Below are 23440 nucleotides of genomic sequence, written 5' to 3'. Positions count from 1 at the left end.
CAAACGGAGCGGCCGCCCCCGGCGTCAGTTGTTGCCGCCATTCATCGGGAAATTGCGGCCGGATTCGAAATCGATGAAAACGTCGCTGATGCAGGTATCGGCGTAATGCGACCCGCGGTAGATATCCTCGATGGTCAGCACGACCTCCGAGCGAACCGCCATCCGGTTCAGCCCGAGCACGACTTCGCCAAGCTTGTCCGGCAGTTGGAAGGTGATGTTTTCGCCAAGATCGGTCTCGACCCTGAGCGCGCTCGGACGACCGTTCCGGGTGAAGGCGGTTCGGCTCTTCTGGTAGCCGTTCCACAGCATGATCCGGTCGAACGGCGCGCCGCCCCGGATCGAGATGACGATCCGCTGGCCGAGCCCCGGACCGTTCACGCCCTCGCACCACGCGGTGTCACCGGCCCCGTCGATCAGGTTGTCGGCGCCGTACCAGTTGCCCGACTGCGGTTCGAGCACGCTGTCGACGCAATAGCGCACGGAATCGACCAGTTCCGTGGTGCCGATCGTCGCGCAGTCGCGGGCATGCGCAGGGGAAAGCGAAGCTGCCAGGGCAAGCAGCACTCCGGCAGGCCACCACGCCTTCGTCATGTTTCGAAAACCCATCACCTTGTCTCCATCCGCTGCGGGCACAGGCCACGCGTTGCATGAGGAAATGCTTTCACAAGGCCGCTTGCCTGGAATTGACATGCGTCAACGTTGGCGGGCGCCGGTTGGAATTCAGCCAGCCGCGCCGCCCGCCCGTCAGAGGGAAAACACCACGTTCGTCTGGCCGGTGCCGGAGGACGGGAAATACTCGGTCACCACCTCGCCCCGTCCCTTGTAGGCGTCCCAGCCAAGCGCACCGAACAGCATCACCGTGTCGTGCATGTCGCCCTCGCCGTCACAATGCCGGGCGTAATCCGGCAGCATTTCGAGGAACAGCTCGATATCGCCCTCCTGCCACATCTCCAGCACGCGGCGGTCGACGACCTCGTTGAACTTCGACGAGATCGTGAAGGTCCCGTTGTTGGCCTCGTAGTCCTCGTTGGCCCAGATGTGGTGGCTGAGCGAACCCGACGCGATGAGCGCCACGTTGCTGTCGGACGCCTCGATGCCGGCGCGGATCGCTTCTCCCAGCCGGCGCGAGCTTTCCAGGCTGTGCACGGTGCACATCGCCGCCACGGAAACCACTTTCAGGTCGGCTTGCGGGTTCATGTAGCGCATCGGGACCAGCGTGCCGTATTCGAGGTCGAGGCTGTCGACCTGGTGGCTCAGCGTGTAGACGCCCATGTCCCGCGCCGTCTGCGCGATCAGGTCGCCGAGCGCGGCATTGCCCTCGTATTCATAGGGCAGGTCGCGGATGAACTGCGGAAACTCGTGCGACGTGAACATGCCCTTGAAGCGGTGATTGGCATTGATGTGATAGCCCGCGTTCACCAGCCAGTGCGTGTCCAGAACCACGAAGGTATCCGCGCCCGCGGCCCGCGCCATGTCGCCGATTGTCCGGTGACCGTCGATTGCCGGCTGGCGGCAGCCTTTCAGCCGCCCCTCCTGTTCCGACATGAGCATCGTGGGAACATGCGTGCACTTCGCCGCCAGAACGATCTTGCCCATCGGGCCTCCTCCCAATATTTAACATGTGCATCATTGAGCCGCGCCGCGATCCCGGCATTGACCTGGATCAAGCCGGAGCGCCCATGCCGCGCGTCCGCGCCGTCGCCTCACGCAAAAGAGATCGAGACAGTGCCGAAGGTGCCGAAATCGGCGTCGATCACCGTACCGGCGGGGCATTCCAGCGGCGCGATGAAACTGCCCGACAGGATCACCTGGCCGGCCTCGATCCGTTTGCCGTATTGCCCCATCCGCCGGGCCAGCCAGACGATCCCCATGACCGGATCGTCGAGGACCGCGGCGCCCAGACCGGTCGACACCACCTCGCTGTTCTTGCGCACGATGGCGCCGGTCCAGCGCAGGTCCCGTGCCTCCGGCGCATGGCGTTCGGCACCCAGCACGATCCCCGCATTGGCCGCGTTGTCGGAGACCGTGTCGACGATCGTCCGCGCCTGCCCGGTCTCCGGATCGACGCGGAGAATGCGCGTGTCGAGGATCTCCAGCGACGGCACCACGGCTTCGGTTGCTGCAAGCACGTCCCCGCGCGTCGCATCGGCGCCCAGCGACGCCTTCATGACGAAGGCGATCTCGGCTTCCACGCGCGGCTGGATGAACCGCCCGGCCGGCACGGTGCCGCCGGTCGCAAACAGCATGTCGTCGTAGAGAACGCCGGAGTCCGGCGTATCGATGCCGAGCGCCTCCTGCATGACCTTCGACGTCAGGCCGATCTTCCAGCCGAGGATGGAACGGCCCTGCGCCAGCTTCTGCTCCATCTGGGCAGCCTGGATGGCATAGGCGTCGTCGAGCGTCATCCCGGGATGCCGCAGCGACAGCAGGCCGGTCTGCCGGCGCGTCTCCTCCGCCGTCAGCAGGTCGGCGGCCGCCTGGCGGATTTCGGCCGCACTCAACATGCCTCGTCCTCGACGCCGTTGCGCAGGATGCCGATGCCCTCCGCCTCGACCTCGATCACGTCGCCGGGCTTCAGCCAGATCGGCGGATCGAAGCGCGCGCCGGCGCCCGTGGGCGTGCCGCAGACGATGACGTCGCCTGGAACCAGCGTCGTGAACGTCGAGACATAGGCCACGATGTAGCGGAAATCATACATCATCCGGCCGGTCCGGTCGGACTGCCGCACCTCCCCGTTGACCCGCGTTTCAAGCGTGATGTCGTCGAGCTGCGCCGCATCGGTGAAGGGAACGAGCCAGGGGCCGATGGCGCCCGAACGGTCCCAGTTCTTGCCCTGCGTCACGTTGAACTTGGCATGGCGCACCCAGTCGCGGATCGTGCCCTCGTTACACAGCGTGATTGCCGCGATGTGGTCATAGGCCTCTTCCCGCGCAATGCGGCGGCCGCCCTTGCCGATCACGATCGCGATCTCGCCCTCGTAATCCAGTTGCGGGCTTTCCGGCGGCCGTACCAGGTTCTGGCCGTGGCCGGTAAACGACCGCGGGAAACGGATGAAGAGCGAGGGATATGACTTGGCGTCCTGGCCGTCCTTGTACTCCGCGTTGCGGTCGGGAAAGTTGACGCCCACGCAGATCAGCTTTTCCGGGTTGGCGACGGGAATGAGATAGGTCACGTCCCGGTCCCGGAACGCCGGCGCGCGGCCTTGCGCCGCCTGCACCAGGTCGCCCAGCGCGCCGGCCTCGATCACCTCTTTCAGGCCCTTGAAACGCGCACCGAATTCTGGCGTCAGGTCGATGATCCCGTCGTCCGTGACGGCGCCGTAGCGGTCGGCGCCATTGGCGTGAAACGCGGCGATCCGAGGAGCTTTCTCTGTCATGCTGTCCTCACGGTGCGATGATGGGAGAGGCGCCGAGTGTCGAGGCCACCGGTTCCAGCCCCTCGAAGAGCGAGCCTTCCTCGAACCAGGAACGCGGTGCCGGTGCGCCCCAGAGCGTTTGGCGTTGCGGGTCCTTCAGGTCCCACTTGATGGCTTCCAGGTCCGGGTCGACCGTCTGGTAGTCGGAGCAGTAGATCTCGATCCGGTGCCCGTCGGGATCGCGGACATAGAGGAAGAAGGCATTGGAAATGCCGTGCCGCCCCGGGCCGCGCTCGATGTTGGCGAGATAGCCCGTCGTCGACATCAGGTCGCACAGGTCGATGATGTTGAGCGGCGTTGGAACCCAGAAGGCCGTGTGATGCAGGCGCGGGCCGGTGCCGTTGGTGAAGGCGATGTCGTGCACCCCTCCCTTGCGGTGCGTCCAGGCCGCCCACAGCCGCTTGCTCTCCTCGTCCTCGGTATATTCCGTTACCCGGAAGCCGATCTCGTTGTAGAAGCCGACCGCCTTGTCGACATCCGGCGCAAAGCAGTTGAAATGGTCGATGCGCAGCGGCTTCACGCCCTTGTAGAGCGCGTATTTCTGGTGGATCGGCGCCAGCCGGTCCATCCTGAAGAAGAACTCGATCGGCATGCCGAAGCAATCGGTCGTCGCCAGCGTCCGGCCCTGGAACGACCGCTCCACCCAGGTCACCGCGTGACCCTGCGCCATGAACCAGTCATGCGCCTTGTCGAGCTGGTCCTCGTCGAAGACCTTGAACGACAGCGCCTTGACGTGCGGCGCATCCGACTTGTGCAGGACGACGCAGTGGTGGCCCCGCTCTTCCATGGCACGCAGGTAGACCGCCGTGTCATCCTCGTCGGTGATCTGCAGGCCGAGCGTATCGACGTAGAAGGCCTTGCTGGCGGCAAGGTCCCTCACGCCGTAATCGACATGGCTGAGGCGGATGATGTTGAACGGCGGATAGAGGTTCGGGGCCGGTATCGGCATTCTGGTCTCTCCCTCGAATTGTTCCGGGTGCGGTGGATCAGCCGCCGAGCTTCGGGATCTTGTGCAGCGAGCGCGGGAAACTGACGTTCACCGTCTCCATGTAGAAGTCGAACGACCAGTCGCCGCCGTCGCGCCCGATGCCGGACGCCTTGACGCCGCCGAACGGGGTCGGCAGGTGGCGGATGTTTTCCGAGTTCACCCACATCATCCCGGCTTCCAGGTTGTCGGTCATCCGCATCGCCCGGTTCAGGTCGTTGGTCCAGAGGTAGGCGGCAAGGCCGTACTGGACGTCGTTGGCCAGGGCCAGCGCCTCGTCCTCGTCCTTGAACGGGATCGCCGTCAGCACCGGTCCGAAAATCTCCTCCTGGGCGATCGCCATCCCGTTGGTCGCGCCGGTGAACAGCGTCGGCGCAACGTAGCAGCCGACCTCGCCCACCTTCTCGCCGCCCGCCGCGATGGTCGCTCCCTCCTGGCGCGCCTGGTCGAAATAGGACAGCACCTTCGCCTCGTGCTCCGGGTGGATGAGCGGGCCGACGACCGTCTCGGGGTCGAGCGGGTGGCCGACCTTGATCCGTTTGGCCACCTCGGCCACGCGGGCCGTTAAGTCGTCGTAGATCGTGTCCTGCACCAGCAGGCGCGACGACGAGGTGCAGCGTTCGCCGTTGAGCGAGTAGATCATGAAGGTCGCCGCATCGACGGCGCGCTCGAGGTCGGCGTCGTCGAAGACGATGACCGGGTTCTTGCCGCCGAGCTCGAAATGCACGCGCTTCAGCGTCGCCGCCCCCTGCGCCATGATCATCGATCCCGTCCGGCTTTCGCCGACGAAGGCGATCGCCTTGATGTCCGGATGTTCCGTCAGCCGCTTGCCGGCATCCTCGCCGAAGCCGTTGACGACATTCAGCACGCCCTTGGGAAGCCCCGCCTCCTCCGCGATCTCGACCAGCAGCTTGGCCGTCATCGGCGAGAATTCCGCCGGCTTGTGCACCACCGTGCAGCCCGATGCCAGCGCCGGCGCGATCTTCCAGGTCGACAGCATGAACGGCGTGTTCCACGGCGTGATGACGCCGACCGGGCCGATCGGGCGGCGCGATGTCGTGTTCATCTGCGTCGGCGTGCGCGTGACCGCGCCATCCTCGGCCGAGGGCGCCTGGTCGGCGAAAAAACGGAAGTTGGCCGCGCCGCGAATGGCCGCCTTGGACATGAAGCGCAGCGCCTGGCCCGTGTCCATGCACTCGGTGAAGGCGATTTCCTCGGCGCGCGCCTCGATCGCTTCCGCGACCCGGATCAGGATCTTGCGGCGTTCCGCACCCGGCGTGCGCGACCAGGACGGGAACGCGGCCTTGGCCGCGGCGACCGCCCGGTCGATGTCCTCCGCGCCGCCGCGGGCCACCGATGCCAGGACAGACAGGTCGACCGGGGAAACCGTTTCGAATGTCCGGCCGGACACCGCCGGCACGGAAGCGCCGTCGATGTGGTTCTGCACGCCTCCCCGGCGAAACCGCAGCAGGTAGGCCTCTGCCTTTGCGAGATTGGCTTCAACGACGCTCATGGTCAGTCCTCACGTCTTGCCCGACAGCCGGGCGTGGATGGGCGTGTCTTTCCAGCTCAGTTCCGGATCGATGATCCGGATCTCAAGGGAAAGCGCGAAATGGGGTTCGGACAGGGGCGATGCCAGCATTTCCTGGGCCGCCCTGAAGATCGCCGCACCGGCGTCCTGCAGGACTGCTGTCGGTCGTCCGGCGCCGACGCTGAGCGTCATCGCGACGAACCGGTTCTGCTCCAGGCCGTCCGCAACGATGGCGTGGTCGGCCCTGTGGGCGCGAACGCGGATGCCGGCGACGGGAAAGACGCCGCAGCCGACCATGGCCGCATGCGTCGCCCGGCAGAGCGGCGCGATCAGTCCGTCCTCGTCGAGCGCGGCCGAATATTCGATCATCAGGTGGGCCATGGATCCTCCTCCATAAAACTTAACATGTTAAATTTATCGGCGGTTGTCAAGCCCGGAAATGGCGAGGGGCCGTCCGCCATGGAGCGAAGCGGTGGCGAGGCAAAACGATGGTCGAAACGGGTCCGGCGGCCGACGCCATGAGCGCCGGCATCCATCAGCCGGTCCGGTATCCAGGACTGCGGGAAAAGCTAGCCGGCGTCCGGCAGTGTCCCGTCCGCGATCCAGGCGTCGACCTGGGCCAGCGCGGCCTCCGCGAAGGCGGGATCGTTGATATGGGCGCCGATCTCGATCAGCGAGACATTGGCCGGGCAGCACCGGCGGATTTCCTCGATGAAGGCGGCAAGCCCGTCCGGATCCGACAGCGGCCCGCCGGGCCGGTCCCATTCGTTGCCGCCCTCGAGCGGCAGGAGCAGCGTGACGGGGCCGGTCGCCGTGGCGAGTTGGGCGCACATCGCGCGCGCCATCTCGCGGCGCTGGTCGGCGGTCATCATCACCGAGGACAGCAGGCGGTTGTGCGCGTGCACGTCCTGCCCCCCAAGCCGGGGCGGCACCGCCTGCCAGCCGACGAAATCGACGAGATCGTAGCAGCCGGTCGAAACGAGTTGCGGCGTGCCCGCCCGCCCGGCACCCGTCATGCGGTCGGGCCCGGCGCTGATGGAAGAGCCCATGATGTGATTGCCGAGTTCCTGCGGCGCGAAATCCATCACCGCCGCGAAGGCGCCGTCCGCGGCAAGGCTCTCGAAGGCCCGCCCGCCCATGCCCGTGGCGTGGAACACCGCCACCTCGAAGCCGCGCGCTTCCAGCGCCGGTTTCAGCGCCACCATGTAGCGCAGCACCGTCTTGCCGAAGCTGGTCATGCCGATCAGCGGCCGGTCGCGTTTGGGCGGCTCCACCGCCCGCGCCGCGCCAAGCACCGCGCCGGCGGCCTGCGACAGCGACGCCCTGCACACCGAGTTGAGCCCGTAGAGACCGCCGGCCCACAGGATCATCTGGATGTCGGCCGGCAGGCGTTCCGGCGGGATCAGCGGCGAGAAGGAGACCGTCGAGACGATGTATTTCGGGACACCCAGCGGCAGCGCGGAACAGACGTCGAGCGCCAGGTCGGTGCCCATCGTGCCGCCCAGCACCAGCACGCCGTCGAAACGGCCGGCCGCATGCATCCCGCTGGCCAGCGCCGCGGCGCCGCGCGCCATGATCTGCATCGCCCGGTTTTCGTCCTCGCCCGCGATCGCCGCCTCGATGGAACTGCCGCCTGCCCGCGCGACCTCGTGCTTGGAGATGTCCGCCGGTTCGGACGGATCGCCGAGCACGCTGACATCCATCGTCAGCACCTGCCCGCCCTGCCCTTCGATCACCTGCGCGATGTAGGACAGTTCGTCGTCCTTGGTGTCATAGGTCCCGACGACGAGAATGGTCCGCTCCGTGTTCATGGCCTACCCCTGCTGGCTGTCATGAATGTCGTGGTCATGCGCCGACTCCGGCTCGCTGAGCCGGCGTTCCCGGACAATGCCCCAGAAATGGATGACGATCATGGCGACGATGGCGAACGCCAGGAAGGCGGCGATCGGCCGGTCGACGAAATCGAGCGGCGTCTTCACCCGCGCCATGGCGGAGCGCAGTTTCACCTCCATGATGCCACCCAGCACGATGCCGAGGATGATCGGCACGATCGGCAGGTTCTGGCGCTTCAGAACCAGGCCGAGCAGCCCGAAGCCGGCCGCCAGCATGGCATCCGTCACCGAGTTGCGCAGGCTGTAGACGCCGACGAAGGCCAGCGTGAGGATCGTCATGCCGAGGAAGCGGGTCGGGATCTGGATGATCTTCATCAGCAGGTTGGAGCTCAGCCCGACGAAGATGACCACCAGCACGTTGAGCAGGATCATCGCGATGTAGAGCGCGTAGATGAAATCGAGATGGTCGCGGAAGAGTCCCGGTCCCGGAACCACGTTATGCACGTAGAAGACCGAGAGCATCATCGCCGTCAGCGCTTCGCCGGGAATGCCGAGCGCCAGGAGCGGGATCATCGCCGCGGCCGGCACGGCATTGTTCGCACTTTCCGACGCGACGAGGCCCTCGGGGCTGCCCTTGCCGAAGGCATCCGGGTCCTTCGAGGTCTTCTGCGCATAGGTATAGGTCAGGAACTGCGCCGTGAACTCGCCCACGCCCGGGATCATCCCCATCAGCACGCCGAAGGATGAGCCGACCGAGGCAATCCGCTTGTGCCGGAACACGCCGAGCATGGCCTTGAACATGTTGCCGGAGACATGCTGCGACTTTGGCGCATGATCGGGATCGACCAGCAGGACAAAGGCCTGGCTCACCGCGAAGAGGCCGAGGACGACCACGATGAGATCGACGCCCGAGGCCAGGAAATCGAAGCCGAAGGTGTACCGCTGGGTATACTTGACCGGCTCCAGCCCGATCGTGCCGAGGAAGACGCCGAAGGCCGCCAGCGATCCGGCCGCGAACGTCTGGCCGCGATGCGCGACGACCACCAGCACGATGCCGAGCAGCGCCGCCAGGAAGATCTCGCGCGATCCGAACATCGGCGCGACTTTCGCCAGCACCGGCGACAGCACGATCAGCGCCACGATCGACAGGATACCGCCGACGAAGGATGCACCGTAGGCCAGGCCCAGCGCGCGCAGCGCCTCGCCGCGCTTGGTCATCGGGTGACCGTCATAGGTCGTCAGCGCGTTGACCGGCGTTCCGGGCGTGTTGATGAGGATGGCGGGCAGCGAACCGCCGTACATCGACGAGCCGTAAATGCCGAGCAGCATGGTCAGCCCGACGATCGGTTCGAAGCTGAAAGTGGCCGGCAGAAGGATGGCGATGGCGACGGCCGCCCCGACACCCGGGATGGCGCCGATGATGACCCCGCCGAGCGAACCGACCAGCAGCGCGAGCGCCACCTCGGGAACGAGGATCATGTGGAGGCCGGAAAGGAAGGCGTCCATGCGGGTCCCCTAGAGATAGGTAAGGAAGAAGCTGCGCAAGGCCCCGGGCGGCATCAGTTCGTAGGCCGCGCCGGACGGGATCTTCACATGCAGGAACGTCTTGAACAGGATGACGACCGCCGCGCCGAAAACGACGGCGGCAAGCATCCAGCGCCAGCCGCGATAGCCCAGGCGCAAGGTCAGCGTCACCGTGAAGACGAGGGTCGCCGGCAGGTATCCGAGGATCGGCACCAGCAGCACGTAGGCCATGAACCAGAGCGCATATTCGATGGCCCTGATCCACTGCATCACCTCGGCCAGCCGTCCCGGGATCCGCTCCGAAACCAGCGCGCCGATCATGTGCAGCGTGCTGAACAGGACCATGAAGGCGATCGCCACGGTGGGCCAGAACGCCGGTTGGGCAAACAGCTTCGTCCGCGCGACCCAGGTGGTCTGGAAAGGCAGGTTCGCCGCCAGGAAAAGGGCGAACGCAAAGGACAGGAAGGCGATGACGAAATCACCCGGCCGCCGGTAACGCCGGAAGAGATCCTGCAGGGTCTTGATGCGGCTCATGTCGCCCTCCGGACGGGATGGCCCCGGGAAGCGAAGCCCGGGGCCGTGGCCGATCTCATTTTCCGATCAGCTGCATGACGGTGGCAAGCGACGCCTTGTCGCGTTCGATCTGCGCCTTGGAGGCCTCGGCATCCTGCCAGTAGATCAGGGCGCCGGTCTGCTCGGAAAGTTCCTTGGCCTTGTCCGAGGTGACCACTTTCTGCGCCACCGCGGCGATCTTCTCGCGCACGTCGGCCGGCGTGTCCTTGCGCACGAACAGGCCGTTCCACAGGTGCAGGTCGAGGCTCGGGACGATCTCGCCGACCGTGCGCGTGTCCGGCGTCAGCGGAATGCGCTTTTCGCCGATCGAAGCCAGCACGTTGACCTTGTCGAGGCACGGCAGGATGAGCTGCAGCGTGGTGTTGATCACGTCGGCATCGCCGGAGGCCAGCGTGTTGCAGTCGAGCGCGTCGAAGGCCGCTTCCGAACCCCAGTCGAAGCCCATCTTCTTGGCCAGCGCGAAGGTCATCTGGGTCGGGATGAGGAAAGAACCGAAATGGCCGAGGGCCACGTCGTTGTCCTTGGCATAGGTCGCCAGCTCTTCCATCGTCTTGTAGGGCGCATCAGCCGACGTGGCGATCACGAAGGGATAGGTCAGGAAGATGCCGACCGGGTCGAACGGGTCCGGGTTCAGCGCCGGGATGCCCACCTCGGGGCCGACCAGCGGCACGCCGACAACGAACGAGCCGATGGTGTAGCCGTCCGCCGGCGCCTGGGCGACTTCCGCCGCGCCCGGGAACGGACCGCCGCCGCCGCCGGGCTTGTTCACCACCGCGGCGGGCACGTTGTAGGTCGCCTGGACCTCGTCCGCGATCATGCGCGTCAGCACGTCCTCCAGGTCACCGGGCGGGAACGGCACCACGAACTCCACCGGCTTTTCCGGATATTCCGCGAAGGCCGGCATCGGCATGGCCGCGACGAGCGTCACGGCGGCTGCAGCCAGAAATCTTTTCATGTCAGTTCTCCCCTGTGAGGTTCATTATTCAAACCATTGGTATCAAATATTCTTGCAAGAGAATCGTTTTTCTGTCAACAAATGCTTCGTCGGAAACCTTCAGATCACGGCAGACAAATTCGGGACGGCATGGGAACGATCACCAAGGCACTGGAACTGTTGAACCTTTTCTCAAGCGCGACGCCCGCCTTGGGATTGGGAGAGTTCGTGCGCCTGACCGGCCGCGACAAGGCGACCGTGCATCGCCATCTCGTTGAACTGACCGAGAACGGCTTCCTGGAACAGCATCCGGCCACCCGCGCCTACCGCCTGGGCCCGGCGATCCTGCGCCTCACGGCGGTGCGCGAAGCCACCATGCCGATGCGCTCCGTCGTCGCGCCGATCGTCGAAGCCCTGGCACAGGACCTGGGCGAACTCGTCCATTTCTCGCTGCTGCAGGGCGCCAGGCTTTCGCCGGTCTATCATTTCGACCCGCGCCTGCATGGCACCCAGGTGCATTTCGATGACGCCGAGGTGCTGCCCCTGCATGCCACCTCCTCCGGGCTCGCGGTCCTGGCCTTCGGGCCGGGCTCCCTTCGCGAAAACGTGCTGAAGGGTCCGCTCCCCGCGCATGCGTCCGGAACGATCACCGACGGACCGCAACTTCGCGCCGCGCTGGACGCCGTACGTGCCTGCGGCTTCGGGATCAACGAAAAGGGCTTCGACGACGAAGTCTCCTCGGTGGCCGCGCCCGTCACCGGACCGGAAGGAAACGTCATCGGTGCCCTGGCCGTCGCGGTGCCCGTTCCGCGGATGACCGGCACCACGCGGAGCGAAATCCTGCGCCGGCTGCCAGCGGGGGTTTCGAGGATCACCGGCGCCCTTGGCGGAACGGTCCCGGCGACCATCCTCAACGCCTGGAATTCCGGCGGCAACAACGAAATCTGACTGGAGAGGCCGACATGAAAGACGCCAATTTCCTCAAGGAACACAACGCCCGCCACCTGTGGCACCCCATGGCCCATCCCGGCGACATGCAGGCCAATCCGCCCGACATCATCGTCGGCGGCGAGGGCGCGGAGATCATCGACGTGGACGGCCGGCGCCTCGTCGACGGCGTCGGCGGCCTGTGGAACGTCAACCTCGGCTATTCCTGTGCTCCCGTGAAGGAGGCGATCGCCCGCCAGCTCGACCGGCTACCCTACTACTCCATCTTTCGCGGCACCACCAACGACCAGGTCATCGAACTGGCCGAGGTGCTCAAGGACTTCTTCGCGCCCGATGGCCTGACACGCGCCTTCTACACGTCGGGTGGCTCGGACAGCGTCGAGGTCGCCCTGCGTCTCGCTCGCCAGTATCACAAGCTGCGCGGCCAGGCCGGGCGGGTGAAATTCCTGTCCCTCAAGAAGGGCTACCACGGCACCCATACCCTTGGCGCCAGCGTGAACGGAAACGCCAATTTCCGCACCCAGTACGAGCCGCTGATGCCGGGCTGCTACCACGTGCCGGCGCCCTACACTTATCGCAACCCCTTCAACGAGACCGATCCGGCGAAGCTGGCAGGCCTCGTGCTGGCGGCCATCGAGGACGAGATCCGCTTCCAGGATGCCTCGACTATCGCCGCCTTCATCATGGAGCCCGTGCTTGGCGCCGGCGGCGTCATCCCGCCCCATGAGAGCTTCATGCCCGGCGTGCGCGAACTCTGCAGCCGCTACGGCATCCTGCTCATCGCCGACGAGGTCATCACCGGCTTCGGTCGGACCGGAAGCTGGTCCGGCAGCCGTCACTGGGGCGTCAGGCCCGACCTGATGACCACCGCAAAGGCCATCACCAACGGCTATTTCCCCTTCGGCGCGGTAATGATCAGCGAGGCTGTCGCGGAGGTCTTCGAGAAGGACGCCACCGGCGCCGGGTCCATTGGCTCGGGCTACACCTATTCGGGCCATCCGGTGGGTGCGGCGGCAGCCGTCGCCTGCCTGAAGGAAACCGTGCGCCTGAACGTGAAGGACAATGCCGCGGCCCGCGGTGCCCAGCTCTTCGCCGGCCTCAACGACCTGAAGGACCGTTACGACATCATCGGTGACGTGCGCGGCGGTCACGGCCTGATGTGCGCGCTGGAACTGGTCTCCGACCGCGCGTCGAAGACGCCCATCGACAAGACCGCCATCGCCCGCATTCACCGCGGCGCCTATGACGCCGGGGCCATGGTCCGGATTTCCGGCAACAACATCATCCTCTCGCCGCCGCTGATCCTGACCGAAGCCGATGTCGCGACCATCCTTTCGGCACTCGATGCCGGCCTGGCCGCCGCCTGAAACCCGGCGCCAGCGCGCGCCTTCCCGGCACCGGCGGCAGGCCTCGCGTCTGCCGCCCGTCCTTCCCTCGGGCCGCCGTCGTCATTGACTTCGCGGCCGTCTGACCGTTCTTCTGTGGAAGCGATTCAGGATCGCACTTCGACTGCCCACCAGAAGGCCGACGCGTGACCCGCATACTCCATACCGCCGACGTCCATCTCGATTCGCCGCTGAAGTCGCTCGCCCTCAAGGACGAAAGCCTGCGCGCCGTCGTCCAGGCGGCAACCCGCGATGCCTTCCGGACCATCGTGGACATCGCCATTGCCGAGAACGTTGCCGCCCTGTTGATCGCCGGCGACCTTTTCGATGGCGCCGAGCGCAGCGCCAGCACGGCGGCGTTTCTGACCGGACAGTTTGACAGGCTCCGCCAGGCAGGCATCCGGGTCTTCACCATCAAGGGCAACCACGACGCCGAGAACCCGATCACCGGCGACCTGTCGCTGCCCGACAACGTCCATGTCTTCGACGGACGGGGCGGCAAGGTGGAACTGGCCGAGGGTATCTGGATCCATGGCGTCAGCTTCGCCGGCCGGCACGCGCCGGAGAGCCTGCTCGGAAAATTCGCCCCGCCGGTTCCCCATGCCGTCAACATCGCCATGCTGCACACGTCGCTCGCCGGTGCCGAGGGCCATGACGTTTATGCGCCCTGCTCGGTTGCCGAACTCACCGGCATGGGCTTCGACTACTGGGCGCTCGGCCACGTGCACAAGCGCCAGGTCCACGCGCAGTCGCCCTGGGTGGTCATGCCGGGCATCCCGCAGGGACGCGATATCGGGGAGGCCGGGCCGAAATCCGCGACCCTGCTGACCCTCGGCGAGGCTGGCATCGATGTTCGTGAAATCCCCACCGCGCGCATCGAGTTCACGCCCCACGCCATCGACATCACGGATATCGAGGACGACGATGCCCTTCGCGCCCGGTTGCGCGAGGCCCTCGCGGACATCGCGGCGCGTCTCGTCGCCGGGGATGGCATCCTCCGCCTGACGCTGACCGGCCGGCCGCAACGCCATTGGCAGATCCTGCGCGACCGTGACGTCTGGATGCAGACCGTTGCGGACCTCGCCCGCGAGACAGGTCGCCTCTGGCTGGAAAAGCTCGTTCTCGACCTGCATGAGCCACGGGAGACCGGCGAGCGCACGGCAGCCACCGACGAACTCGCCCGCCTGATGGAGACGATTGCCCGCGAGCCCGGTTTTTCCGAGACGCTGCGCGGCGAGCTTGACGCCGCGCTGGCCGAACTGCCCCCGCACCGCCGCGCTGCCCTCATCCCCGACGAGGCCGCGGCATCGGCGCTCGGCCGCCAGCTTGCCGAGACCGGCACCGCCCGCCTGGTCGCCCGGATGAAGGGGGCGGGCAAGTGATGCGGATCAGGCGGCTCGACCTCGACTTCTTCGGCCACTTTGCCGGCAAGGGCTTCGATTTCGGCCCGGCCGGAGGCGCCACCGACTTCCATGTCATCCATGGACCGAACGAGGCCGGCAAGACGACGACCAAGGAAGCTTTCCTTCGCCTGCTCTACGGTTTTCCCCACCGCGAGCCCTACGATTTCCAGCACCAGCGCAAGAACCTGCGCGTGTCGGCTACGCTGGAGATCGACGGTGCGCCCCACGCCTTCACACGCATGCCGACCAAGGCGCCCTCCCTCGTCGATGCGTCAGGGACAGCGGTACCGGAGAATGCGCTTTCCGCCCATCTTGGCGGCCTGTCGCTGGACGACTACCGCAATCTCCTGTGTCTCGACGATGAGACCATCGAGCGTGGCGGCGAGGATATCGCCAATGCGAAGGGCGACATCGGCCGCCTGCTGTTTTCCGCCGCCGCCGGCGTGGCCGACCTGAATGCCGTGCTCGACCAGGTGCGCGACGAGGCGGCCGCGCTCTACCGCCCGCGCGCAAGCAAGACCCGCATGGCCGAACTGAAGCGCGAGCTTGCGGAGATCGACCGGCAGATCCGCGAGGATGATGTCTCTGCCAGCGCGTGGAAGAAGCTCAAGCAGGCGCTGGCCCAGGCAAGCGACGAGGAAAAGGCCGCCCGCGCCGAGCGCGATGGCCTGCGCCGTGAAGCGGAGAGCGTCGCAGCCATGCGCCAGGCGCTGCCCTGGCTTGCCGCCATCGATGAACTGGAGTCGGCCATCGCGCCGCTCGCCGGCTACCCAGCGGGCATCGAGGGCCGGGACGCGGAGCTGTTCGCGTTGTCCGATGAACAGGCCAGGGTCTCCGAGACCGCCAGCCGCCTAGAAACCGCCCTCGCCGCCCTTGACGAAACGCTGGCCTCCATTGACGTCGACACGCCGAGCCTCCACCTCGCCGGCGACCTGGCGGAACTCGACACGCTGCGCAGCCGCTACACGGCCGCGGCCGAGGATCTCGATCGCCGCCGGTCCATCCTGCGGGATATCCTGCACGACATGCGCCATGCGGCCCGCGACCTGGGTGCGGATGAGGCTGTCGATCCGCTCGGGCTGGTCCGCTCGCCCGCCGAGATCGTGGAACTGGAACAGGCCCGTGAGGCTGTCCGCCAGGCAGAACGCGATCGCGACGGCGAAACGCGCGAGGTGGAAGACCTGGAAACCCGGCTTCGCAAGGCGCTGGCCGATGCAGCGGACGTGAAGGCCGCCCCTCCGCCCGGCCAGGGAGTCGCCGCGCTTCTGGCCCGCTTCGACGCCGAGCGCCTGGCGCCGGCCGAGGCCACCGCCCGCCAAGCCATCCGCGCCGCGGAAGAACAGGCCCGTGACAGCCTCGACGCCATGGCGCTCGGTGGCCGGACCTTTGCCACGCTCCCTCCCTGCACCATGCCTCGCGAGGACGCCAGGTCCCTGGCTGACCGCTACTTCGAACTGGAAGGTGCCATCGCGGCGCAGGCCGAGCGGATCGCCGAACATCGCGAGGCCGCGGACCTGCGCGCCAGCGAGATCGCCCGTCTGACCGCCGCCGGTGCCCTGATTGGCGACAGCGAGGCCAACGCGCTGCTGAAGGATCGTGACGCACGCTGGTCTGCACACCGCGAAGCCTTGTCTCCCGAGACCGCCGACAGGTTCGAGGCCGCCATGCTGCGTGTCGACGACATGGCCGCCCGGCGTCTTGCCCGCACCCGCGACCTCGCCGAACTTCGTCTCGCCGAGGGGGCCGCATCGGACGCGCGCATCCAGGCGGAAAAGGGCGAGGCCCGGCTGGAGGCGCTGCAGGCGGAACTGGCCGCCATCAGGGAACAGGTCGCAGCGGTCGCCGAAGCCGCCGGCCTGGACCCCGCCACGTCGCCGGCGGCCTTCTTTCCCTGGGTCGATCGCCATGGCGTGGCAGTGGAGGCCCATCGACGTCTGGAGCGGACCCGCGAGCAGAACGGTCCGATGCTGGAAAAGGCAGAAGCGCTCGCCGCCGCCCTTCGGCCCCTCCTCGATCTCGCCGACCCGACCTTCGGTGCCTGCCTGGAGACGGCCCGGCAACTGGCCCGCGCCGAACGCGAACATGCCGAAGCTGTCAAGGCGGCCGACGAGCGCGCCCGGACGCTCCAGAGTGACCTTGCCGAGCGCAAGATGACGCGCGAACGCCGCGCAGCCGAGGCCGAGGCCTCCCGCCATGCCTGGACCGGCCTTGTTGAACGCCTTTTTGGCGGCGCCGTCGCATCGGCAACGCTGGAGCGGTCGCTGGAACCGCTGCGCAACCTGCGTGAGCACGAGACGAGACGTCTGGCCACCGGCCGCCAGGTCTCGTCCATGGAAGAGGACCAGCGCCAGTTCATCGACCGCGTCGAAGCGCTTGCCGGCCGGTTTGGCATGCCGGCAGACGAAAACCCGCTCGAAACCTTTGACCGGCTGCGCGAGCGGGCGGAAGCCGCGCAGCGCGATGCCGCCCGCCGCGCCGATGCGCTGCGCAGGCAGGCGGAAGACAGCGCCGCCCTGGAGGAAGCCAGGCAGCGGCTGGCCGGCATCGGCAGGCAGGCGAGCGAACTTGCCGCGCTGTTTCCCAAAGAGGTTGCCACCGCAACGCTCGCCAACCTGCGCGAAGCCATGGCCACAGCGCGCAAGGCGGATGACTTGCGCCAGCGCCGCGAAAGCCTCACCCGCCAGCTTCTCGATGCGCTCTCCGCGGCCGATCTCGATGCCGCGCGTCGGGCGCTGTCCGGCACCAGCATGCCCGAACTCACGGCCCGGGCCGCGATCCTCCAGTCCGACATGGAGGATATCGAGCGCCGCCTGACCGCGGCGATCGAGACGCGCACGTCCGCCGGGCGCGACCTTGCTGCTGTGACGGGGGATGACGGTATCGCGCGCCTGGTGGAGAAAAAGACCACGCTGGAACTCGAGATCGAGGAAACGGCGCTGCAATACCTGGAGTTGACGCTGGGACTGCGCCTTGCCGACCAGGCCATCCGCCGCTACCGCGATGCGCATCGCAGCCAGATGATGGCCACCACCGAGACCGCCTTCACGACGCTGACCAACGGCGCCTACACCCAGTTGCGCAGCCAGCCCGACGGCTCATCGGAAATCCTGCTGGTGATCGATGCGGGCGGAACCGCGAAACGCGTCGAAGACCTGTCCAAGGGCACCCGCTTCCAGCTCTACCTCGCGCTGCGCGCCGCCGCCTACGAGCAATTGGCCGCGCAGGGCACGTCCCTGCCCTTCTTCTGTGACGACATCTTCGAGACCTTTGACGAGGAGCGCACGCGTTCCGCCTGCCGCATCATGGAGCGCATCGGGCAAACCGGCCAGGCGATCTATCTCACCCACCACCGCCACGTCGTCGAGATCGCTCGCGAGGTGTGCGAGGGATCCGTTCGCATCCACGAAATCGGCTGACGGGAAGCGGGGCTCAGTCTCTGGCCCGCCGGTTTGACAGCCCCCCGGCGCAGAACCGGATCAGGTGGTCGATCTGTGCCGCCTCGTCGGCCGCCTCCCCGCCCCCCAGCGCACCGATGCGCTGCTGCGAGGTGGCCAGCGCCAGCATCGCCGAAACGCTGAAGACGAACCCCTCGGCCGCCTCGTTCCGCGTGATTCCCGGCAGGAGCGCGGCGATCTCTTCCAGGAAGATCGCCGCGGTGGGATCGAAACAGTCCCGCGCGATGGCGCGCCAGCGATCGTCCGCCGAGACATAGGCGACGAGCCGGGCATAGTGGCGCCATCGCGGCTCGTCCTTTGCCAGGTCGAACAGCGGCCGCAAGAAGGCCGAAAGCAGGGTTTCCAGGCCGGGGTGTCCGTCGCGGCGAAGCGTCTTGAGCGCGTCGAGACGGGCCCTGGCGAGCGGTTCCGCCCGGCGTTTGACGACCTGGTGGAACAGCATTTCCTTGCCGCCGCCATGGTGATGCACGGACCCGATGGGTTCCCCGGCCGTCTCCGCGATGTCCCGGATGGTCGCACCGTCGAAACCCTTGTCGGCGAACACGCGCTCGGCGGCATCCAGCACCCGGTCACGGGTGGCGAGCGAACGCTTTGACGGCGCCCTTTTTCGCGTGGTTTCAGCAGCTTGCGGAGCAGTCATGGAAACAGCTTGTCTTATTTAGAACATTTGTTCAAGATAAGAAAAACGAGCTCGGGAGGAGCCATTGAACGAGGGACAAGGCCGGCTGGCCCTGATCGGGGCCGGGCCGATGGGTTTGGCGACGGCAAAGCTGCTCGCCGAACGCGGGATCGATTTCCAGGGCTTCGAACTGCACGACGACGTCGGCGGATTGTGGGACATCGACGGTCCGCGCTCCACGATGTACGAATCGGCGCACCTGATCTCGTCGAAGCGGATGACGGAATTCGCGGATTTCCCCATGCGCGAGGAGGTCGCAGAATATCCGTCGCACCGCGAACTGAAGACCTACTTCCGCGATTTCGCCCGCCATTTCGATCTCTACCGCCACTACCGGTTCAACGCGGAGGTTCTGCGCTGCGTCCCCCTGGGCGGCGACGGCGAGGGCTGGAACGTCACCTGGCGGGAGCGTGACGGAACCGAGCACACGGAAACCTTTTCGGGACTGCTGATCGCCAACGGCACGCTCAGCACGCCCAACATGCCGGATTTCAAGGGCCACTTCGACGGCGAACTCATCCACTCCTCCGCCTACAAGAGCGCCAGCCAGTTCGATGGCAAGCGCGTCCTGGTGATCGGGGCCGGGAATTCGGGCTGCGATATCGCGGTCGATGCGATCCATCATGCCACGCTGTGCGATCTCTCGATGCGGCGCGGCTACTATTTCGTCCCGAAATACATATTCGGCAGGCCGGCCGACACGCTGGGTGGCGCTATCCGCCTGCCCATGGCCCTGAAGCGCAAGGTCGACCAGGCGATCCTCAAGTGGTTCGTCGGCGATCCGCAGAAATACGGCTTCCCCAAGCCGGACTACAAGCTCTACGAAAGCCATCCGGTGGTCAATTCGCTGGTACTCTACCATGCAGGTCACGGCGATATCCGGGTCCGGCCCGACATCGACCGCTTCGAAGGCGGGACGGTGCACTTCCGCGATGGCACCAGCACCGACTACGACATGGTCCTTGCCGCCACCGGCTACAAGCTCGACTACCCCTTCATCGAAAGCGCCCTGCTCAACTGGCAGGGCGACGCACCGCATCTCTTTCTCAACTGCATGCACCCCGGGCGCGACGATCTTTTCGTGCTGGGCATGGTCGAGGCATCGGGCCTCGGCTGGCAGGGCCGCCACGAGCAGGCCGAAATGGTGGTGCGCTACATCGAGGGGCTGCGAAAGGGAACGGATGCCGCCCGGGCCCTGAAGGAAACGAAGGCAAGGGGTTTCTCGCGCGCGACCGGCGGGATGAACTACATCGACCTTCCCCGCATGGCCTACTACGTCGACAAGGCGACCTACAGGACAGCCGTCGGCAAGTGGATCGTCCGGCTCGGAGGCAGATGACATGATCGACGACGCCGTCCTCAATTTCGCGCCCGGCTCGCTGATGCTGCTGAACGCCATCCTCGCCGTGGTGATGTTTTCCGTGGCCATCGATCTGAAACCGGGCGATTTCCAGCTTCTCCTGCGGGCACCCAGGCCGCTGGTCGTCGGCCTGTTCTCCCAGTTCGTGGTCCTTCCGCTGCTCACCTTCCTGATGGTGCTCGTGGTGCAGCCGCAGGCCTCCATCGCGCTGGGCCTGATCCTTGTCGCCGCCTGCCCGGGCGGCAACATCTCCAACTTCATCACCCACAGGGCCGGTGGCAACGCCGCGCTGTCGGTCTCGATGACCGCGCTGGCGACGGTGGCGGCCATCGTCCTGACCCCGCTCAACATCGCCTTCTGGGGCAGCCTCTACGAACCGACCGCGCAGATCCTGCGCGCCACCCGGATCGACCCCGTGCAGATCGCCGTCACGGTCGGCCTCATGCTGATCCTGCCGCTCGTCCTCGGCGTCACGCTGAATGCCCGGCGCCCGGACATGACATTACGGATCCGCCGGCCGCTGCAATGGCTGTCGATGGGCATCTTCGTGGCCTTCGTCGTCATCGCGCTTGCCGCCAACTGGACCCAGTTCCTGGCCTATGCCGGCGGGATTGCCGGTCTCGTCATCCTGCACAATGCGCTTGCCTTCGGCGGCGGCTATGCCACCGCCACGCTGGCCCGCCTGTCACCCTACGACCGGCGCGCGGTGACCATCGAGACCGGCATCCAGAATTCCGGCCTGGGGCTGGTCCTGATCTTCGGCTTTTTCGGCGGCCTGGGCGGCATGGCTGTCGTCGCTGCCTTCTGGGGCATCTGGCATGCCATTTCCGGCATCGCGCTCGCCTCCGTCATGGGCCGCACGGAGGCGCCGCGGTGAGCCGCCTGCTGATCACGGGAGCCGCCGGCATGGTCGGCCGGGCACTGGTCGCGGAACTGGCGGGCGCGGATGTCGTCGCCACCGATCTCGATCGTGGCGCCTTGCCGGATGACATGCGCTTCCGCGCGATGGATGTCACCGGCCAGGACCCGGCCCTGGTCATCGGCGAGGAAAGGCCGGAGGTGGTGGTGCATCTTGCCTCCATCGTCACGCCGCCGCCCGGCATGAGCCGCGAGGCCGCCCATGCCGTCGATGTCACCGGAACCCGCAACGTGCTCGAGGCCTGCCTCCGCCATGGCGTGAAGCGGCTGGTCGTGACCAGTTCCGGCGCGGCCTACGGCTACCATGCCGGCAACCCCGTTCCGATGGACGAGGACACGCCGTGCCGCGGCAATCCCGAATTCGCCTACTCCGATCACAAGCGCCAGGTCGAGGAGATGCTGGCCGCGGCGCGCGAAACCCATCCTGACCTCGAACAGGTGGTCCTGCGGGTCGGCACGGTGCTCGGCGCCGGGGTCGAGAACCAGATCACCGCGCTCTTTCACCGCAAGCGCCTGCTGGCGGTCCGGGGCAGCGAAAGCCCCTTCGTCTTCATCTGGACCCGGGATCTGGCCCGCATTCTCAAGCGCGCCGCCACCGATGGCCCACCCGGCATCTTCAACGTCGCCGGCGACGGCTGGCTCGGGGTCGACGCCCTGGCCCGCGTGCTGGGCAAGCCGGTGCTCCGCCTGCCGGCCTGGCTCATCCGGGCAGCGCTCGGGATCGCCCGTCCCCTGGGCCTGTCGCGCTACGGCCCCGAACAGGTGCGTTTCCTGCAATTCCGGCCTGTGCTGGACAACACCCGGCTCAAGTCGGTGTTCGGCTACCGGCCCGAACTGACCTCGGCCGAGGTCTTCGATCTGTGGAAGCGGGAGGCCGGCCTGTGAAGACCGCTGTCATCTCGGGAGGCAACGGCGGTCTCGGGCGCGCGCTGGCGGCGCGGCTCGAAGCCGGCGGATGGCACTGCGTGCTGATGGATGTCAACATCGCCGGGCTGGAAGCTTCGCCGGACCGCACGCCGGTCAAAGTCGACCTGACCGACGCGGATGCGCTGGAGCGTGCAGCCGCCGGGGTGATCGCGGCACGGCCCTCCATCGATCTCGTCATCTACAATGCCGGCGTGTCGCAGATCGCTCCGTTCGGCGAAACCGGCGACGCGTCCCACCGCCGCGTGTTCGAGATCAACTATTTTGCCGCCGTGGCCATGGCGCGGGCCTTTCTGCAGCCGCTTCGGGACAGCGCCGGCACCCACCTGGCGATCTCGTCGGTCGCCGGCTTCGCCCCGCTGGTCAACCGCACCGCCTATGCCGCGTCGAAGCATGCCATGGAAGGCTTTTTCGGCTCGCTCCGCGCCGAGGAAGCCCCCTACGGCGTCCGCACGCTGATCGCCGCGCCGAGTTTCATCGCCACCAACCTTGGCAATCCGGAACGCGCCGAGGGCGGCATCGTGCGGCCGGGTGCAGCCGCTGACGGGGTCGACTACATGATGCCCGACGATGCCGCGCGGGTGATCCTGCGCGGCCTGGAAAAGGGCCGGGAGTTCATCCCCGTCGGCCGTGTCGCCAGGCTGGCGTCCTGGATGGTGCGGGCATCGCCGCGCCTGTACCAGTGGGCCATGCGCCGCAAGATCAGCGGGCAGCCCTGAAACCGGCATAGGCGCCGCCGGGCCGGTCTCCGACTACGGATGGTTACTAGGTAGTTAACACGACCCTTGGGCGTAGTCAGCGCAGGTGTCCGGATGCCGGCCCTGGGGCGATGGTTGTTCCCGTGTATCAACCCCATGAATGCGGATTTGAACAATGACTCATATTAACAACACAACCGGCGCCGGGCAGGCGCACCATCGTCCGGAGCATACCGGCCAGCAGGCCGACAAGGCCGGCGCAAAGCGGTTCGAAGCCAGGCATCGCGACATCAGGAAGCAGGGTGACGCCAGGCCTGACAACCAGCCGAAGGCGGAGGGCCGCAAGGAACATCACAGGGCCGATGGCGCGAACAATCGCCATCACGGCACCAGCAACAACGCCCCGCTCCCGCCACGCGAGCGCCCGATCGATCGCCATCCGGGCGCCCAGGGCGGGAACCACAACCACGGCGCAGGCCGTCCGGGTCAAGGCGGTCGCCCCGAGATTGCCCGGGATCCGTCCTGGGCCTTTGACCGGCCCGGCAATGGCTCCAACCGTCCGGAGCACGGTCACAACCAGCAGCAGGCCGGCTGGGGCAACAACGGCACCAACCGTCCGGACCACGGCCACAACCAACAGCAGAACAACTGGGGCAACAACGGCACCAACCGTCCGGCCCACGGCCATAACCAGCAGCAGGCCGGCTGGGGCAACAACGGCACCAACCGTCCGGGCCAGGGCCACAACCAGCATCACGCCGGCTGGGGCAACAACGGCACCAACCGTCCGGGCCAGGGCCACAACCAGCATCACGCCGGCTGGGGCAACAACGGCACCAACCGTCCGGCCCACGGCCATAACCAGCAGCAGGCCGG

General features: G+C 66.8%; 20 protein-coding genes and 1 pseudogene. 9 read left to right on the top strand and 12 right to left on the bottom strand.

Going from position 1 to position 23440, the window contains the following annotated elements; genetic code table 11:
• Positions 1-24 precede the first annotated feature (24 nt).
• The 11 genes from CSC94_RS09105 to CSC94_RS09055 all read right to left on the bottom strand — a co-directional run bounded on the left by CSC94_RS09105 (position 25) and on the right by CSC94_RS09055 (position 10815).
• Entirely contained in the window at positions 25-606 is a 582-nt protein-coding gene (locus tag CSC94_RS09105; protein ID WP_099306025.1) for an NADase-type glycan-binding domain-containing protein, read from the bottom strand.
• 138 nt (positions 607-744) lie between these two features.
• Positions 745-1596: a 3,4-dihydroxyphenylacetate 2,3-dioxygenase gene (gene hpaD / locus CSC94_RS09100; RefSeq protein ID WP_099306024.1), complete on the bottom strand. Its 852-nt coding sequence runs from the start codon at positions 1594-1596 to the stop codon at positions 745-747.
• A 107-nt stretch (positions 1597-1703) separates the two neighbouring features.
• The gene (gene hpaH, locus CSC94_RS09095) at positions 1704-2504 is read right to left on the bottom strand and encodes a 2-oxo-hept-4-ene-1,7-dioate hydratase (RefSeq protein WP_099306023.1); all 801 of its coding nucleotides are present in this window, start codon (positions 2502-2504) and stop codon (positions 1704-1706) included.
• The gene (locus CSC94_RS09090) at positions 2498-3376 is read right to left on the bottom strand and encodes a fumarylacetoacetate hydrolase family protein (protein ID WP_099306022.1); all 879 of its coding nucleotides are present in this window, start codon (positions 3374-3376) and stop codon (positions 2498-2500) included. The genes hpaH and CSC94_RS09090 overlap by 7 nt, the downstream gene beginning before the upstream one ends.
• Positions 3377-3383: 7 nt before the next feature.
• Positions 3384-4364, bottom strand: coding sequence for a 3,4-dihydroxyphenylacetate 2,3-dioxygenase (gene hpaD / locus CSC94_RS09085; RefSeq protein WP_099306021.1), 981 nt, complete (start codon positions 4362-4364; stop codon positions 3384-3386).
• A gap of 37 nt (positions 4365-4401) precedes the next feature.
• Positions 4402-5913 (bottom strand): 5-carboxymethyl-2-hydroxymuconate semialdehyde dehydrogenase, encoded by a 1512-nt coding sequence (gene hpaE / locus CSC94_RS09080; protein ID WP_099306020.1) that lies wholly within the window; start codon positions 5911-5913, stop codon positions 4402-4404.
• 9 nt (positions 5914-5922) lie between these two features.
• Entirely contained in the window at positions 5923-6312 is a 390-nt protein-coding gene (locus CSC94_RS09075; RefSeq protein ID WP_099306019.1) for a 5-carboxymethyl-2-hydroxymuconate Delta-isomerase, read from the bottom strand.
• Positions 6313-6500: 188 nt separating this feature from the next.
• Positions 6501-7742: a Tm-1-like ATP-binding domain-containing protein gene (locus CSC94_RS09070; RefSeq protein WP_099306018.1), complete on the bottom strand. Its 1242-nt coding sequence runs from the start codon at positions 7740-7742 to the stop codon at positions 6501-6503.
• A 3-nt stretch (positions 7743-7745) separates the two neighbouring features.
• Positions 7746-9269 (bottom strand): tripartite tricarboxylate transporter permease, encoded by a 1524-nt coding sequence (locus tag CSC94_RS09065; protein ID WP_099306017.1) that lies wholly within the window; start codon positions 9267-9269, stop codon positions 7746-7748.
• Positions 9270-9278: 9 nt separating this feature from the next.
• Positions 9279-9821: a tripartite tricarboxylate transporter TctB family protein gene (locus tag CSC94_RS09060; protein WP_099306016.1), complete on the bottom strand. Its 543-nt coding sequence runs from the start codon at positions 9819-9821 to the stop codon at positions 9279-9281.
• 55 nt (positions 9822-9876) lie between these two features.
• Complete coding sequence (locus tag CSC94_RS09055; protein WP_165784383.1) at positions 9877-10815, bottom strand: tripartite tricarboxylate transporter substrate binding protein; 939 nt, start codon at positions 10813-10815, stop codon at positions 9877-9879.
• Positions 10816-10944: 129 nt separating this feature from the next.
• On the opposite strand from CSC94_RS09055, the gene CSC94_RS09050 reads away from it, so the two are divergent.
• The 4 genes from CSC94_RS09050 (at position 10945) to CSC94_RS09035 (ending at position 17946) form a co-directional block, all read left to right on the top strand.
• The gene (locus CSC94_RS09050) at positions 10945-11742 is read left to right on the top strand and encodes an IclR family transcriptional regulator (RefSeq protein ID WP_099306015.1); all 798 of its coding nucleotides are present in this window, start codon (positions 10945-10947) and stop codon (positions 11740-11742) included.
• 14 nt (positions 11743-11756) lie between these two features.
• Positions 11757-13109 carry an aspartate aminotransferase family protein gene (locus CSC94_RS09045; protein WP_099306014.1) on the top strand — a complete coding sequence of 451 codons (1353 nt, stop codon included), beginning with the start codon at positions 11757-11759 and terminating at the stop codon, positions 13107-13109.
• 164 nt (positions 13110-13273) lie between these two features.
• Positions 13274-14509 (top strand): metallophosphoesterase family protein, encoded by a 1236-nt coding sequence (locus CSC94_RS09040; RefSeq protein WP_099306013.1) that lies wholly within the window; start codon positions 13274-13276, stop codon positions 14507-14509.
• Positions 14509-17946 (top strand): ATP-binding protein, encoded by a 3438-nt coding sequence (locus CSC94_RS09035; protein WP_099306012.1) that lies wholly within the window; start codon positions 14509-14511, stop codon positions 17944-17946. The genes CSC94_RS09040 and CSC94_RS09035 overlap by 1 nt, the downstream gene beginning before the upstream one ends.
• Positions 17947-17959: 13 nt before the next feature.
• Here CSC94_RS09035 and CSC94_RS09030 read toward each other — a convergent pair whose 3' ends face one another.
• On the bottom strand, positions 17960-18625 hold the full coding sequence (locus tag CSC94_RS09030) for a TetR/AcrR family transcriptional regulator (RefSeq protein WP_099306011.1): 666 nt from the start codon (positions 18623-18625) through the stop codon (positions 17960-17962).
• A gap of 64 nt (positions 18626-18689) precedes the next feature.
• Here CSC94_RS09030 and CSC94_RS09025 point away from each other — a divergent pair, with 64 nt between their 5' ends.
• The 5 genes and pseudogenes from CSC94_RS09025 to CSC94_RS09005 form a co-directional block, all read left to right on the top strand.
• Positions 18690-20003 carry a flavin-containing monooxygenase gene (locus tag CSC94_RS09025; RefSeq protein ID WP_099306010.1) on the top strand — a complete coding sequence of 438 codons (1314 nt, stop codon included), beginning with the start codon at positions 18690-18692 and terminating at the stop codon, positions 20001-20003.
• A gap of 1 nt (position 20004) precedes the next feature.
• Positions 20005-20901 carry a bile acid:sodium symporter family protein gene (locus CSC94_RS09020; RefSeq protein ID WP_099306009.1) on the top strand — a complete coding sequence of 299 codons (897 nt, stop codon included), beginning with the start codon at positions 20005-20007 and terminating at the stop codon, positions 20899-20901.
• The gene (locus CSC94_RS09015) at positions 20898-21827 is read left to right on the top strand and encodes an SDR family oxidoreductase (protein WP_099306008.1); all 930 of its coding nucleotides are present in this window, start codon (positions 20898-20900) and stop codon (positions 21825-21827) included. The genes CSC94_RS09020 and CSC94_RS09015 overlap by 4 nt, the downstream gene beginning before the upstream one ends.
• The gene (locus CSC94_RS09010) at positions 21824-22585 is read left to right on the top strand and encodes an SDR family NAD(P)-dependent oxidoreductase (protein ID WP_099306007.1); all 762 of its coding nucleotides are present in this window, start codon (positions 21824-21826) and stop codon (positions 22583-22585) included. Before CSC94_RS09015 ends, CSC94_RS09010 begins: the two co-directional genes overlap by 4 nt.
• A 154-nt stretch (positions 22586-22739) precedes the next feature.
• Positions 22740-23440, top strand: a pseudogene (locus CSC94_RS09005) (hypothetical protein); the annotation flags it as partial.

The sequence above is a fragment of the Zhengella mangrovi genome, from assembly GCF_002727065.1.
Lineage (GTDB): Bacteria > Pseudomonadota > Alphaproteobacteria > Rhizobiales > Rhizobiaceae > Zhengella > Zhengella mangrovi.
The sequence above is the reverse complement of the archived record's forward strand: the minus strand, read 5'-3'. Positions and strand labels throughout refer to the sequence as shown.

Coding starts and splice junctions, on each gene's coding strand:
- CSC94_RS09020 (WP_099306009.1), top strand. CDS start 20,005: ATGATCGACGACGCCGTCCTCAATTTCGCGCCCGGCTCGCTGATGCTG.
- CSC94_RS09030 (WP_099306011.1), bottom strand. CDS start 18,625: ATGACTGCTCCGCAAGCTGCTGAAACCACGCGAAAAAGGGCGCCGTCA.
- CSC94_RS09070 (WP_099306018.1), bottom strand. CDS start 7,742: ATGAACACGGAGCGGACCATTCTCGTCGTCGGGACCTATGACACCAAG.
- hpaD (WP_099306021.1), bottom strand. CDS start 4,364: ATGCCGATACCGGCCCCGAACCTCTATCCGCCGTTCAACATCATCCGC.
- CSC94_RS09105 (WP_099306025.1), bottom strand. CDS start 606: ATGGGTTTTCGAAACATGACGAAGGCGTGGTGGCCTGCCGGAGTGCTG.
- CSC94_RS09090 (WP_099306022.1), bottom strand. CDS start 3,376: ATGACAGAGAAAGCTCCTCGGATCGCCGCGTTTCACGCCAATGGCGCC.
- CSC94_RS09060 (WP_099306016.1), bottom strand. CDS start 9,821: ATGAGCCGCATCAAGACCCTGCAGGATCTCTTCCGGCGTTACCGGCGG.
- CSC94_RS09050 (WP_099306015.1), top strand. CDS start 10,945: ATGGGAACGATCACCAAGGCACTGGAACTGTTGAACCTTTTCTCAAGC.
- hpaH (WP_099306023.1), bottom strand. CDS start 2,504: ATGTTGAGTGCGGCCGAAATCCGCCAGGCGGCCGCCGACCTGCTGACG.
- CSC94_RS09035 (WP_099306012.1), top strand. CDS start 14,509: ATGCGGATCAGGCGGCTCGACCTCGACTTCTTCGGCCACTTTGCCGGC.
- CSC94_RS09065 (WP_099306017.1), bottom strand. CDS start 9,269: ATGGACGCCTTCCTTTCCGGCCTCCACATGATCCTCGTTCCCGAGGTG.
- hpaE (WP_099306020.1), bottom strand. CDS start 5,913: ATGAGCGTCGTTGAAGCCAATCTCGCAAAGGCAGAGGCCTACCTGCTG.
- CSC94_RS09075 (WP_099306019.1), bottom strand. CDS start 6,312: ATGGCCCACCTGATGATCGAATATTCGGCCGCGCTCGACGAGGACGGA.
- hpaD (WP_099306024.1), bottom strand. CDS start 1,596: ATGGGCAAGATCGTTCTGGCGGCGAAGTGCACGCATGTTCCCACGATG.
- CSC94_RS09045 (WP_099306014.1), top strand. CDS start 11,757: ATGAAAGACGCCAATTTCCTCAAGGAACACAACGCCCGCCACCTGTGG.
- CSC94_RS09055 (WP_165784383.1), bottom strand. CDS start 10,815: ATGAAAAGATTTCTGGCTGCAGCCGCCGTGACGCTCGTCGCGGCCATG.